This is a genomic window from Insolitispirillum peregrinum, assembly GCF_900156605.1.
GTDB lineage: Bacteria > Pseudomonadota > Alphaproteobacteria > Rhodospirillales > Rhodospirillaceae > Insolitispirillum > Insolitispirillum peregrinum.
In genome coordinates this window covers 529,824-542,215 of sequence record NZ_FTOA01000002.1, presented here as the reverse complement: position 1 = coordinate 542,215, position 12,392 = coordinate 529,824, and the positions used below count along the sequence as shown (strand labels likewise).

Here is a 12,392-nt window from a genome sequence, read left to right as displayed (position 1 = left end):
TTCAAGGACCAGTACCATGTCTTCCCCCTCTGCCCTGCCGCCCTTGTCCAGCACCGACCGGACCCGTCTGGTGCGTCATTCCGAGCGCGCTGAAACGGATCGTGCGGCCCTGCATGCGGTCATTGACGAAGCTCTGGTTGGCCATCTGGCATTGGTGGTTGACGGCGTGCCACGCATTCTGCCGTTCGTTCCCTGGCGGGTCGGTGAGGAAGTGTTCATCCATGGCCATCTGAAAAACAGCCTGATGGTGGCCGCCGCCGAAGGAGCGCAAGCCTGCATGACCATCACCCTGCTCGATGGTCTGGTGATGGCCCGCTCGGCCTTTCACCACTCGGCCAATTTCCGCAGCGCAGTGATTTACGGCACCCCGCGTCTGGTCAGCGATGCCGATGAAAAGGCCGCCCTCCTGCACCAGATGATGATCAAGGTGACCCCGGATCGGGTCAGTGCCATTCGTCCCGCCAATTCCAGGGAATTGAATGCCACTGCCGTGCTGGGCCTGTCGCTGGCCGAAGCATCGCTGAAAGTCAGGACCGGCGGCCCGATCGACGCCGAAGCCGACTATGGGCTGCCGGTGTGGGCCGGTGTCGTGCCGCTGACGCTGACTGCGGGCATCCCGGTGACCGATACCAACACCGCACCTCCGGGGCCGTCGGGCTATTAAAGCAGTGAGCGTGAAATCTGACGCCACAGGACACGACAGTAAGGAAACAAGGATGCGGAGCGCTGCTCCGCACCTCGCCGGGGCCTGAAGGCCCCGGACCCCATTGATTTGATTTTTAAAGAAAAATGGGGGCTTGGGGCATTGCCACCAAACGGGTTCGGGCGGCAGTACAAAACAGCCGGATCATTGTGCGGTTCTTTCATTGACCCGCACAATGATCCGGCTGTTGTCACCTCATCCCGGGGGGGCCACCCTACGGCCAGCCCCGGCTATCGATCGGGCTCTAGCGCCGCCGGGACCGGCTGCGCACGCGAATGGCGGCCAGGCGTTGTTCCTGCATGCGGCGAGCCATCCACAGGCCACTGAACAGAACAACCGCTGCCACGCTCAGCATCACCGCTGCGGTGCCAATCGACGCGATCGCAAGTGTCGCGGTCAACACAGCCACCAGCATCAGCGGCACCACCGCCAGCGATGACGTCAACGAGCGGATATGCCGCCGCAACGACCGTACTGTCTGCATGACCAACCTCCTCTTCCTGGCCTGCCGGCCGATACCAGGGATACCCTGACGAGCCTTGTCCTTGACTCATATAATGCACGTTTCAGGCCAATACCAGCAGGGGGTTTTTTATCTTTTTATGCGATTCCCACCCGCAAAACGCCACCCAGCCTTGCAAAATGCGACACATTCCGCACCGCTGTCGCAAAATGGGAAGAATGCCTGTGTCAGCTTTCCGCCATCCCCTGTCCCGTCAATGCACCACGTCACACGACAGGCTGGCCAATGCCAGCACCGGGATCATTCCCCGGACGGATTTGGTCTGCCGGTCGCGCGACCGCAAGGCTGTCAGATAACGATGGGCAGGAATCGCGTGGTCAAAGGACCTCAGAACCTGTCGTTCTCCGTTGGGATAGACGGCAACCACATCCCACAAGGACGTCAGATGATCGCGATAGAACAGATAGGTCACCATAGGCTCCTGAGCATGTCACGGTCTTGTATCCCGCCACTCTATGCAGAATTCATGCTAACAGACCACTGAACAAGGGGCCAAATGCACCATGATAATGAGTGCATTCGTATAACTCTGCCGGTCATCCGCGACCACAGGGGGGCGACAGGCCAGAGCATTGTACGAAAAGTGGGAACCGGTTTTCGCAACAACAATGCGATAGAACAAAAGGCTAGACCTGCGTGCCTGCGCCGGATTTAACGCACGCTGGTCTAGCCGGATCACGGTTCCATTCGCGGCAGCGCCGTCTGTCGGGCTTTTTGCAGGGCCTCGTTTTCGACCTTCAACTGGTCAAGCTGATAGGCCATCACATTGGCCCGCCGGCTTTCCCGCGTCGCCTTGCCCCGCACCGGGACTCCGGCCAGCCAGGTCAGGATGCTGCCCAGAATCACCCCGAAGGCCAATGCCCCCAGAACCAGCAGGTACAACGGGGCACTGACATCCCATGGCAACGGCCAGATATCGACCGTGACAGCATGACGATTGACCACCGCAAACACGATGGCCAGCAACGCAACCGGCAAACCAAGCAGCCAGGACAGGATTTTCACGGCAGTCTCCCTTGCATCAGACAGGGCCAGCGCACCAGCCCCATGGGAAAAGACACCAGCGGCAGGGAGTGCCCTGGTGTCTTCTGGTTGGTCAGCCGGGGAACATTCGGCAGCATCACCGGCTCCCGGGTCTGCTCCCTTACGGATGCCTTTGGACGGACAATCCACTCGGAGCCTTCCCCGGGCCTGTCCGGCTTATTCGCTGTCTGCGTTCAGCAGGTCGCGCAGCTGCTTGCCGGTCTTGAAGTACGGCACGCACTTTTCCGACACATCGACCGATTCACCGGTCCGGGGGTTGCGCCCCAGACGAGCATCACGCTTCTTGACCGAAAAGGCCCCGAAGCCGCGCAGCTCAACCCGGTCCCCACGAGACAGGGCGGCGGCAATTTCGTCGAAAATCGTTGAGACAATCCGTTCAACATCACGCTGGTAAAGATGCGGGTTACGTTCCGCAATGTGTGCGATCAGCTCTGACTTGGTCATGGCGTGGTCAGCCTCCGCTTGGGGCTACTATGAAAAGGGACGCGATGGATATCGCCACGCTGTCAGGCACTTGCCGGGATCGTGGCACGCTTCCTCAAGAGAACCGTCTTGCTTCTGAAAAAGGTGCCAAAGCAAAGGCGATAGGTCAAGGGTAACCCCCTCTGCTAAAACGCTTTTCATGGATTTTTTCTGCAAAACCGGCTGAATAGGGGCTTTTTTCATCCCTTTAGCCATATAGAGACAATGGTTTTAAGGCAGACAAAGCACCAAAAAGATCATCGCCAGACAGAACAGGCCGGTCGAGCCGTTCCCTTGAAACGGAACAACCCGGAGAAAACTCCGGGTTGCCACCGAGGCGGAAATGGTGGTCTGTGTCGGCCTGTGCTGCAAGCCGCCCTTGCGGTCAGCCCAGCATCGCGCGCAGCATCCAGGCAGTCTTTTCGTGCGTCTGCATCCGCTGGGTCAGCAGGTCGGCGGTCGGTTCATCGTTGGCGGCATCGGCCAGCGGGAAGATTTCACGGGCGGTGCGCACCACCGCTTCCTGATCGGCCACCAGAATGGCCAGCATGGCCTCCGCCTTCGGCACGCCGTCTTCTTCCTTGATGCGGGTCAGGGCGGCGAATTCACGGTAGGTCCCCGGAGCCACCACGCCCAGAGCGCGGATTCGTTCGGCAATCAGGTCCACCGCCAGCGACAGTTCCGTGTACTGCTGCTCGAACATCAGGTGCAGCGTGTTGAACATCGGGCCGGTGACGTTCCAGTGGAAATTGTGGGTCTTCAGGTACAGGGTATAGGTGTCGGCCAACAGACGGGACAGACCGGCGGCAATTTTCTGGCGGTCTTCGTCCGGAATACCGATGTTGATCGCGGGGCTATTCATCGTTCTCTCCTGCGCGTCCTGATTACGCCATGCAGGGCCTGCTCCATCCGGCAGATACCCCCATAGCAACTTTACTTCATATATGGTCTTGGTGGATCATCCACCAGAGCCGTCTTCCCCTTGCTTGGGACAGGTCAGAGTGTATGGCAGAACCGCCGTCGAGCAAAATTGATTATAAGATACATTATAATCGTATTTTACGATTGAATATCCAAAAGGAATAGCCTTTCCGCAAGCCGTCTATCTGTTGGTCAGGTGGTGAAACAGTCACAAGAATGCTAAGGTCTTTCATAACGCCGCCCTGCCGGTAACGGCAAGAAACAAACTGCCGCTAACGGCAACAAAACAAGCGGCGAGCGCATCGACTGTGTTTTCTCACAGACCGGGAGGATCCGATGACCGCTAGCCAGACCGATACCCGTTCCCCCAGCTCCGGCCTTTTACGGCTGCTTCGCGGGCCGGACGCAAAATCCCTGCTGGTTCCGATGCTGGGGTACCCCTATCCGCCGCCGTCCCCGCTTTCTCCTCTTGCTCACCCCCCGTATCAAACCGCAGCCCTGCTCTATGATCATGATGCCCCGGCCCGACCGCTGGAACGCCGTCATGCCGGGCGGAAATACTGTGCCTCCGGCTCCTGATCACGGGCCGGAACAGTAGCCCCTTGACCCCCGGAACCGTTTGCGTTCAAACCTGAGCCCTTGCCAGTCGCCACCACAGGGGCCGTGAATGTCGTGGGTCATGCTGCCGATTCCCTATTGCTCGCCAGTGCGTGCTTTCGCGCCCTTTGCCGGGCAGGAGGGCGCAGTGTTGCTGGAGTCGGCCCTGTCCGCCGGAGGGCGGGGCCGGTGGAGTTACCTGTGTGTGGCCCCGGACCGTCTTGAGGTTGACCCGGACGACCCGTTTGCCACTCTGGCCGACCTGCGCCAGCAGATGCATTCGTGGGGAACGCCGGTTGCCGATCCTGCCGCACCGCCATTTCAGGGCGGCGTGGTCGGCTGGCTGTCCTATGAAGCCGGTCGCCATCTCGAACGTCTGCCCATCCCGCGCCCTGACGAGGTTGATACCCCCGAGGCGGCCTTTGGGCTGTATGACGTGGTGGCCGCCTTTGATACTGTTCAGCGCCGCGCCTGGGTCTGTGCGGCACCGTCGGCCAGAGCCAAGGCACAGGCTTTGGCCGCCACCGTGCGAACAGCGGCAGACACTCCCCTGCCGCTGCTGTCGCCGCTGGCCACCACCCTCAGCGCCGACCAGTCGCGCGCCGAGGCCGAACAGGCGATCGGTCAGGCCATTGCCGCCATCTGGGCCGGCGAGATTTTTCAGGCCAATGTCACCCAACGGTTCAGCGGCCAGATGCCCGACTGCCTGCCGGTGTGGGACCTGTACCGCCGCCTGCGGCTGGCATCCCCGGCGCCATTTGCCGCCATGGCCAGTTTTGGCGGCGCGCACCTTCTTTCGGCCTCGCCCGAGCGATTCGTGGCGGTATCTGCCGACGGGCAGGTCGAGGCCCGGCCAATCAAAGGCACCCGGCCACGGGGCACCACGCCCGAGGACGATCAGGCGCAGGCCGCCGCCTTGCAGGCCAGCGTCAAGGATCGGGCCGAAAACCTGATGATCGTCGATTTGCTGCGCAATGACCTGTCGCGGGTCTGCCGGGTGGGTTCGGTGCGGGTACCGGTGTTGTGCGGGCTGGAAAGTTTTCCCTCGGTCCATCATCTGGTCAGCGTGGTCACCGGCCAGCTCACCGAACAGCACGATGCGCTGTCGCTGCTGCGGGCCAGCTTTCCCGGTGGCTCGATCACCGGTGCGCCAAAGATTCATGCCATGGAACTGTTGCGCGATCTGGAGCCGTGTCGTCGGGGCCTGTATTGCGGCAGCCTGCTGTGGTGGGGGGCCGATGGCGCCTTTGACAGCTCGATCCTGATTCGCTCGCTGGTCGTCGGTCGCTCGGGGCGCATTGCGGCGCAGGCGGGCGGCGGCATTGTCTCGGATTCCGACCCCGCCGCCGAGTGGCAGGAAGCGATGATCAAAATTGCCCCCCTGTTGCGGGCGGTCAGCAACGATCCCCCCCTCTCTGACCGTGAGGAGACCGCCTGATGGCCCCGGTCTGGTTCCAGAATGGCCTGTGCAGCGATGCAGATGCCCGCTTGCCGGTCAGTGAGCGCGGCTTTCTGCTCGGCGATGGCCTGTTTGAAACCATCCGCATCCGGGCAGGACAGCCCTGCCTGTGGTCGGCCCATCGTCAACGGCTGACCCATGGCTGCGATATCCTCGGGCTGCCCCAGCCGCCATGGGACGTCATCGAAGAGCAGGCAATCCCGGCGTTGATCATTGCCACGCAGATGGGCCACGGCTCGATGCGGCTGACCTGGACCCGCGGCAGCGGTGGCCCGCGCGGCTTGCTGCCGTCCGGTCAGGAAACGCCGACGCTGCTGATCACCGTCAGCCCGGCGGCAACCCCCAGCGGATTCGCCCTGCCCGGCCTGAGCCTGATCACCGCCACCAGCACCCGCCGCAACGAATTCTCGCCAATGTCCCAGCTGAAAAGCCTGAACTATGGTGACGGCCTGCTGGCCCGCCGGGAGGCCGCTGCCGCCGGAGCCGATGATGCGGTGCTGCTCAACACGCAAGGGCGGGTGGCGGAGACCTCCATTGCCAGCCTGTTCCTGTATCTCGATGGGCGCTGGCTGACCCCGCCGGTCAGTGACGGCGCCTTGCCCGGTGTGCGCCGCCAGCAGATTCTGGCCGCCGGTCTGGCCGAAGAAGCACCGCTGACCCCCGCCAGCCTCGCCAGCGCCGGGGCGATGGTGGTCAGCAACGCCCTGTCTGTCCGGCAGGTGGCCCGCTGCGATGGCCGCCTGTTGCCGGACCCGCAAGCGACCAGACGATGGGAAGAGCTGGCCCGCGACCGGTTGGGCACAGAAACGCCGTTCGATTGACGAACTTCAATGCACACTTTTTGAAGGGGCTTTCTAATGGGGTCGTTCACCCCATCCTGTGCAGGAGGTCCTCATGTACGACGACATGTTCTTTTACAGCATCGGCGGCTTTGCCCTGATCCTGCTGATCACCTTTGGACTGGGCGGGTTCCTGCTCTACAAGGTGATGCGCAAATAACGCAGACGCCCCACCCCGACAGTTCCCCTTGCCGCCGGTGACGAACAGCGGCACCCTGCGCAACTGCAGTGTGGCAAAGGCGAGGGGCTGTCGTGAATATCCTGTTTTTCATCCTGATCGCCCTGTCATTCGGGGTTGCCGCCTATCACCAGATCGTTGATCCGCTGGCAGCGGGGATGCCGTCGGCGATGGATGCCCTCAGCAAGGCGATGCTCGACAGTGCCGCCGGGGCGGTGACCCTGACCCTCGGGCTGGTCGGGTCAATGACGCTGTTTCTGGGTTTGATGAAAGTGGCCGAGGCGGGCGGGTTGCTGGCGGTCATCGCCCGCCTGCTGCGTCCGGCCCTGATCCGTCTGTTCCCCGATGTTCCGGCCAACCATCCGGCGATGGGGGCAATGATCATGAACATCTCGGCCAATGTGCTGGGACTGGGCAATGCCGCCACCCCGTTCGGCATTCGGGCGATGCAGGAGCTTGACCGGCTGAATCCGGTCAAGGGAACCGCCAGCAATGCGATGGTGCTGTTTCTGGCCATCAACACCTCGTCGGTCACCCTGTTGCCGACCGGGGTGGTGGCCTTGCGCGCCGCCGCCGGTTCGCAGGACCCGGCGGGTATTGTCGCCACCACACTGGTCGCCACCACGCTGTCAACCCTGACCGCCGTCATTACCGCCAAGCTGCTGGCGCGATTTTTCCCGCTGGGTTCGACTCCGATCGATCTGTCCGCCGTTCCTGCCCCCGAGGAAGCCCCAGCCGAACCCTCCGCCCCCCTTCCCGCCACCGAAACCGGGGCCTATCCCGGCTGGGTGTCGGCGGTGGCCCTGCTGGCCTTTTTCTCGATCATCCCGCTGACCATCCTGTGGGGGAAGGCCATTGCGCCGTGGATCATTCCCGGACTGGCGATGCTGTTGCTGGGCTATGGCGCTGTCCGGCGGGTGCGGGTCTATGAAGTGTTTGTGGATGGTGCCCGCGACGGATTCCAGTTGGCGATCCGCATCATTCCCTATCTGGTGGCGATTCTGGTGGCGGTGGCGATGTTCCGCGCCTCGGGGGCAATGGAGGTGATCCTGACGCCACTGGGGGCATTGACCGCGCCATTTGGCCTGCCCGCCGAAGCCCTGTCGATGGCCCTGCTGCGTCCGTTGTCCGGCTCGGGAGCCTTTGCCGTGCTGGCCTCGATCATCAATGATCCGGCCATCGGGCCAGACAGCTATGTCGGCTATCTGGTCAGCACCATTCAGGGGTCAACGGAAACGACGTTTTATGTGTTGGCGGTCTATTTTGGTGCGGTCGGCATCCGCCGGATGCGTCATGCGGTGTGGACCGGCATCATCGCCGATATCGCCGGGGTAGCCGGAGCGGTGATGATTTGCTCGCTGCTCTATGGTTGAGGCGGGGGATGGGTGTGCCGCGTTTGCTTTTGTGGGCAGCGGTCCCCATGTCTCTCCCAGCCCCTCCCCGGAAAACGTGCAGAGCAAGGATGCCAGCATGACGTTGACCCTGCCCCCGGAGCTTCAGACCACCCGCCTGCTGGGGCGTCCGGCCACCGATGGCGACATGGGATATTTGCGCCATATTCTGGGGTCACCACAGACCATGATGTGGCTGTCTGCCGATGGCAAAGCCGCCGACGAGCCGCGCATGCTGGACATCACCCGTAGCCTGAGCGGCCACTGGAAGGCCCACGGCTTTGGTGTGCGGCTGTTTTTCCTGCGCGGCAGCGGGGCCTTTGCCGGGTGGGCCGGCATCCGCTATGTGATGCTGGACGGCGCCCCGGAGCTGGAGTTGCTCTATTCCCTGCGCCACAGCCTGTGGCGGGAAGGTCTGGGCAGTGAAATGGCCCGCGCCTGTCTGGAGGAAGTCCGGGCAACCGGACTGGTGCGCAGCGTGGTGGCCTATACCCAGCCGCACAACGCGGCCTCGCTGGGGGTGATGCGGGCCTGCGGCATGAGCTTTGAGCGCACCACCACCGTTGCCGGTCTGCCGCATGTGGTCCATCGCCTGCGCTGGCCGGTCGAACCGCAGGCCACAGACCAGACGAGCGTACGTTAATCACCCCTAAAACAAAAGGGCCGGAAAACGCTCCGGCCCCTTGCGCAGTTACACCAGATTCGGCAGCACCCGATCCGGCGGCTTGTGGCCATCGACAAAGGTCTTGATGTTGACCAGAACCTTTTCGCCCATGTCCACCCGGCCTTCGATGGTCGCCGAGCCCATGTGCGGCAGCAGGACCACGTTGTCCATTTCCAGCAGCTTGGGATTGACGCTCGGCTCGTGCTCGAACACGTCCAGCGCCGCCCCGGCCAGTTCACCCTGTTGCAGCATGCGCACCAGCGCGCTTTCGTCGATCACTTCCCCACGGGCGGTGTTGACCACATAGGCGTGTTCGCGCAGCAGCTTCAGACGGCGAGCCGACAGCAGGTGATAGGTGGCCGGAGTGTGCGGGCAGTGGACGGTGATCACGTCGGTGCGGGCCAGCATCTGGTCCAGGCTTTCCCAGTAGGTGGCTTCCAGTTCCTGTTCGATTTCCGGGTGCAGGCGCTGGCGGTTGTGGTAGTGGATCGCCATCCCGAAGCCGCGCGCCCGGCGGGCCACCGCCTGACCGATCCGGCCCATGCCGATGATCCCCAGACGCTTGCCCCAGATGCGATGACCCAGCATGTGGGTCGGCGACCAGCCTTCCCACTTGCCCGACCGGATCAGGCGCTCGCCTTCCGACACCCGGCGCGGCACCGACAGGATCATCGCCATGGTCATGTCGGCGGTGTCTTCGGTCAGCACATCGGGGGTGTTGGTGACGGTGATCCCGCGCTGCTGGGCGGTGTTGAGGTCGATGTGGTCCACCCCGTTGCCAAAGTTGGCAATCAGGCGCAACTGCGGCCCGGCCTGCGCCAGCACCCCTTTGTCCAGGCGGTCGGTCACGGTGGGGACCAGAACATCGGCTTCGGCCACGGCAGCGATCAACTCTTCCCGCGTGAAGGCATGGTCATCCATGTTCAGGCGGCAGTCGAACAGCTCCATCATCCGTGTCTCGATGGCATCGGGCAGTCGGCGGGTAACGACGACCAACGGCTTTTGCTTTGCCATGAAAGATTCCCCTGGGACAAGGTTACAGGATCGAATTTGGTTCCCTGTTGGCTTACCAAGCTCCCACCACAATGTCCAGAGGCAGCAAGACGGATTCGTGCGCAAAATCATAAATTATCGGAATAATATTTCTTTCGGATGACACACTTCCCGCATTGCACAGGGCGCAATGCCGCAGCACAGCACGATTCCGCCCCTGTTTCCCGGCCACTCTTTTTGGCGGAAACGCTGATCCTCGGCTGGGGCAGGGTTTGGAGCAGACCCATGCCGTCCGTCCTGCCGCAGCGGTTGCCCCTCCCCGGATGCGAGGGAACCGCTGGTGGGCGCTGGAATTGTGCTTCCGAGTCGGTATAATGCCTCCCGTATCCACCTTTTTATCTATACGCTCTTTGATCAGGTCCCTTGTCTGAAAGTTCGTTCTCCGCAATGCAGCACATGCTTTCCGCCCTTGCGCCCCGAGGCCTGCCATCCCGCCTGTTGTCCCTTCTGATGCTGGCTGCGCTCGCCGCCCTGCTGCTGCACGAGCCAGCGCGGGCCGCCGATCCTGCCGATGGCCCGGTCGGGGAAGGCAGCGAAAGCAGCGGCGAAGGCGACAAGGTTGGCAGCGGCATCAAGGGCAGCGGCCTGCCGGTGCCACGTTTTGTGTCGTTACGGACCAAAGAGGTCAACATGCGCATCGGCCCCGGTGTGCAATATCCGGTGGAATGGGTCTATCACCGGCGTGAACTGCCGGTCGAAGTGATCGCCGAATTCGAAGTCTGGCGCAAAATCCGCGACCCGGAAGGGGCCGAGGGCTGGGTTCACCAGTCGATGCTGGCCGGGAAACGCACCGTCACCATCCGCAAGGACAAGGCGCGGGTGATGCTGCGCCGGACAGACAGCGACGCCTCGACCCCGGTGGCCTGGCTGAGCCCGGGGGTGATCGGCAAGGTGCTGAAATGCCCGCGCAACAGCGTCTATTGTCAGGTGGAAATCGAAGGCTATCACGGCTGGCTGAGCCGCGATGAGGTGTGGGGCGTCTATCGCGCCGAGACGATTGACTGATCACCGATTCGGGGCCGATGGTTGGGAAAAAGGGCAGGCTATCGCCCGCACCCCTTTGGGGGAATTCCCCCAAACCCCCATTTCTTCTTTTAATTTCAATAAAACGGGGTCCGGGGCCTGCCGGCCCCGGCGAGGTGGGGAGCCGCGCCCCACGGTCCTAGTGTTGACTTACGGCCCGCTGCACTCCAGCAGGTCCGGCGATAACTGCGCAACACGGCCCTGAATCATCCCCGCCCGTCGCACCAGACTGCCGGGCGGATGCGCCGCCGACCAGCGCAGCGGATTGGGCAGAACCACCGCCAGCGTTGCCGCCTGCCGGGCCGTCAGGCTTGCCGCCGGGCGGTTGAAATGGGCCTGTGCCGCCGCTTCGGCACCATAAATCCCCGGTCCCCATTCGGCGATGTTCAGATAGACCTCGAGGATTCGCTCCTTGCTCCACAACAGTTCCAGCCAGATGGTGGCATAGGCTTCCAGTGCCTTGCGGAAAACCGTGCGGCTGGGCAACAGTAGCAGGTTCTTGGCGGTTTGCTGGCTGATGGTGCTGCCGCCCCGCCGCCCCTTGCCCTGCCACCAGCCTTCGACCGCCTGCTGAAAGGCCGACAGGTCAAAGCCCCGGTGCTGGCAAAAGAAATTGTCTTCGGACGCGATCACCGAACGGGCCAGCGCCGGAGATATCCTGTCCAGCGGGGTCCAGTCCTTGCGGATCGGCTGGCCTTCGATGCTGCGCAACAGCATCAAGGGGGTAACGGGCGGCGGGACAACGCGATAGACCGCCAGCACCAGCGGCGGCCCGAACGCCAGCAGCGCCACCAGCCCGATCACGCCCCGGCGCACCCAGCCGCCAAACGTGCGGATCATCTCCCGTGGCTTGCCCATCAGACAGCCCCACAGGACGGAACATGCGCCCGGCACGGGGCAAAAGGCGGGGGAAGGTGTGGCAAAATGCGGCTGTTTCTGTAAAAGTGGCGCTCTCTTCCCCATTTGCAGGTGCACAGCGCACTTTGCAAGAGCCGGGACCCATCTGGTTGACAAGTAGCGGGCCATGAAAGCACCAAAGACGCAAATTCTCTTTCTGACGGCGGCGGTCATGTTCGCTGCGGCCGTGCTGCGGCTGACCTGGGTCGAAGACCAGACCTCGGCCGAACTGTGCCGGACGGCGGTCGAAACGCCGGTCTGTGTGGCACGCAGCGTGCTGGTGCAGGCCTTCCACTTCCAGATTTTCGGCTGGGTCGGGCTGGTGCTGGGATTCGTTGGCCTGTTGCGCCCGCACCTGTTGCTGGCGGCGCTCACCCTGATGTCAGCCGGTCTGGCGCTGATTTTTTACACCACCGACCTGGGGGCTGGCGGCTTTGTGCTGGGCCTGATGGGACTGGCGCGGGCTACCGTCGCCCGGTCGGGAAGCAGCTTCCGCTCGCTGGGGTGATCGTCGGCAGGGCTTTTGCCTGCAAATTGAACAGCTTTTTTCTTTTTTGCACGCGCGGGGGCTTGGTTTTTTTGCACTGCATAGTCACAATGGACTATGCGATGCGGGTTATCCCGCTCCCACCCCCTGC

General features: G+C 62.7%; 14 protein-coding genes and 1 pseudogene. 8 read left to right on the top strand and 7 right to left on the bottom strand.

What is annotated here, in order from left to right; all coding sequences use genetic code 11:
- Positions 1–16: 16 nt before the first annotated feature.
- On the top strand, positions 17–664 hold the full coding sequence (locus BW995_RS06450) for a pyridoxamine 5'-phosphate oxidase family protein (RefSeq protein WP_076399346.1): 648 nt from the start codon (positions 17–19) through the stop codon (positions 662–664).
- A 283-nt stretch (positions 665–947) separates the two neighbouring features.
- Here BW995_RS06450 and BW995_RS06445 read toward each other — a convergent pair whose 3' ends face one another.
- The 5 genes and pseudogenes from BW995_RS06445 to BW995_RS06425 all read right to left on the bottom strand — a co-directional run bounded on the left by BW995_RS06445 (position 948) and on the right by BW995_RS06425 (position 3,594).
- The gene (locus tag BW995_RS06445) at positions 948–1,187 is read right to left on the bottom strand and encodes a hypothetical protein (protein ID WP_076399345.1); all 240 of its coding nucleotides are present in this window, start codon (positions 1,185–1,187) and stop codon (positions 948–950) included.
- A gap of 232 nt (positions 1,188–1,419) precedes the next feature.
- On the bottom strand, positions 1,420–1,638 hold the full coding sequence (locus BW995_RS06440) for a hypothetical protein (RefSeq protein WP_139332787.1): 219 nt from the start codon (positions 1,636–1,638) through the stop codon (positions 1,420–1,422).
- Positions 1,639–1,901: 263 nt separating this feature from the next.
- Complete coding sequence (locus tag BW995_RS06435) at positions 1,902–2,231, bottom strand: LapA family protein (protein ID WP_076399343.1); 330 nt, start codon at positions 2,229–2,231, stop codon at positions 1,902–1,904.
- A gap of 195 nt (positions 2,232–2,426) precedes the next feature.
- Positions 2,427–2,720 (bottom strand): annotated as a pseudogene (ihfB, locus tag BW995_RS06430) (integration host factor subunit beta); the annotation flags it as partial.
- A 397-nt stretch (positions 2,721–3,117) separates the two neighbouring features.
- Positions 3,118–3,594 carry a Dps family protein gene (locus BW995_RS06425; protein ID WP_076399341.1) on the bottom strand — a complete coding sequence of 159 codons (477 nt, stop codon included), beginning with the start codon at positions 3,592–3,594 and terminating at the stop codon, positions 3,118–3,120.
- 395 nt (positions 3,595–3,989) lie between these two features.
- Between BW995_RS06425 and BW995_RS20400 the strand changes: the two genes are divergently transcribed.
- The 5 genes from BW995_RS20400 (at position 3,990) to BW995_RS06405 (ending at position 8,760) form a co-directional block, all read left to right on the top strand.
- On the top strand, positions 3,990–4,232 hold the full coding sequence (locus BW995_RS20400; RefSeq protein WP_139332786.1) for a hypothetical protein: 243 nt from the start codon (positions 3,990–3,992) through the stop codon (positions 4,230–4,232).
- Between the two features lie 88 nt (positions 4,233–4,320).
- On the top strand, positions 4,321–5,688 hold the full coding sequence (locus BW995_RS06420; RefSeq protein ID WP_076399340.1) for an anthranilate synthase component I family protein: 1,368 nt from the start codon (positions 4,321–4,323) through the stop codon (positions 5,686–5,688).
- Positions 5,688–6,530 (top strand): aminotransferase class IV, encoded by an 843-nt coding sequence (locus BW995_RS06415; protein WP_076399339.1) that lies wholly within the window; start codon positions 5,688–5,690, stop codon positions 6,528–6,530. Before BW995_RS06420 ends, BW995_RS06415 begins: the two co-directional genes overlap by 1 nt.
- 270 nt (positions 6,531–6,800) lie before the next feature.
- Positions 6,801–8,099, top strand: a complete 1,299-nt coding sequence (locus BW995_RS06410; RefSeq protein WP_076399338.1) for a nucleoside recognition domain-containing protein — start codon at positions 6,801–6,803, stop codon at positions 8,097–8,099.
- A 97-nt stretch (positions 8,100–8,196) separates the two neighbouring features.
- A complete protein-coding gene (locus BW995_RS06405; protein ID WP_175617003.1) occupies positions 8,197–8,760 on the top strand; it encodes a GNAT family N-acetyltransferase in 564 nt (187 codons plus the stop codon).
- A 48-nt stretch (positions 8,761–8,808) separates the two neighbouring features.
- Here the strand turns inward: BW995_RS06405 and BW995_RS06400 are convergent, their stop codons facing one another.
- The gene (locus BW995_RS06400; protein WP_076399336.1) at positions 8,809–9,795 is read right to left on the bottom strand and encodes a 2-hydroxyacid dehydrogenase; all 987 of its coding nucleotides are present in this window, start codon (positions 9,793–9,795) and stop codon (positions 8,809–8,811) included.
- Positions 9,796–10,221: 426 nt separating this feature from the next.
- Here BW995_RS06400 and BW995_RS06395 point away from each other — a divergent pair, with 426 nt between their 5' ends.
- Positions 10,222–10,839, top strand: a complete 618-nt coding sequence (locus tag BW995_RS06395) for an SH3 domain-containing protein (protein WP_245821302.1) — start codon at positions 10,222–10,224, stop codon at positions 10,837–10,839.
- 168 nt (positions 10,840–11,007) lie between these two features.
- Here BW995_RS06395 and mtgA read toward each other — a convergent pair whose 3' ends face one another.
- Positions 11,008–11,715 carry a monofunctional biosynthetic peptidoglycan transglycosylase gene (gene mtgA / locus BW995_RS06390; RefSeq protein WP_076399335.1) on the bottom strand — a complete coding sequence of 236 codons (708 nt, stop codon included), beginning with the start codon at positions 11,713–11,715 and terminating at the stop codon, positions 11,008–11,010.
- Between the two features lie 166 nt (positions 11,716–11,881).
- Between mtgA and BW995_RS06385 the strand changes: the two genes are divergently transcribed.
- Positions 11,882–12,262, top strand: a complete 381-nt coding sequence (locus BW995_RS06385; protein WP_076399334.1) for a hypothetical protein — start codon at positions 11,882–11,884, stop codon at positions 12,260–12,262.
- Positions 12,263–12,392 lie beyond the last annotated feature (130 nt).

Excerpts from the sequence above, each read along its gene's own strand:
- BW995_RS06450 (WP_076399346.1), top strand. The coding sequence starts at position 17 with ATGTCTTCCCCCTCTGCCCTGCCGCCCTTGTCCAGCACCGACCGGACC.
- BW995_RS06445 (WP_076399345.1), bottom strand. The coding sequence starts at position 1,187 with ATGCAGACAGTACGGTCGTTGCGGCGGCATATCCGCTCGTTGACGTCA.
- BW995_RS06425 (WP_076399341.1), bottom strand. The coding sequence starts at position 3,594 with ATGAATAGCCCCGCGATCAACATCGGTATTCCGGACGAAGACCGCCAG.
- BW995_RS20400 (WP_139332786.1), top strand. The coding sequence starts at position 3,990 with ATGACCGCTAGCCAGACCGATACCCGTTCCCCCAGCTCCGGCCTTTTA.
- BW995_RS06420 (WP_076399340.1), top strand. The coding sequence starts at position 4,321 with ATGTCGTGGGTCATGCTGCCGATTCCCTATTGCTCGCCAGTGCGTGCT.
- BW995_RS06415 (WP_076399339.1), top strand. The coding sequence starts at position 5,688 with ATGGCCCCGGTCTGGTTCCAGAATGGCCTGTGCAGCGATGCAGATGCC.
- BW995_RS06405 (WP_175617003.1), top strand. The coding sequence starts at position 8,197 with ATGACGTTGACCCTGCCCCCGGAGCTTCAGACCACCCGCCTGCTGGGG.
- BW995_RS06400 (WP_076399336.1), bottom strand. The coding sequence starts at position 9,795 with ATGGCAAAGCAAAAGCCGTTGGTCGTCGTTACCCGCCGACTGCCCGAT.
- BW995_RS06395 (WP_245821302.1), top strand. The coding sequence starts at position 10,222 with ATGCAGCACATGCTTTCCGCCCTTGCGCCCCGAGGCCTGCCATCCCGC.
- mtgA (WP_076399335.1), bottom strand. The coding sequence starts at position 11,715 with ATGGGCAAGCCACGGGAGATGATCCGCACGTTTGGCGGCTGGGTGCGC.
- BW995_RS06385 (WP_076399334.1), top strand. The coding sequence starts at position 11,882 with ATGAAAGCACCAAAGACGCAAATTCTCTTTCTGACGGCGGCGGTCATG.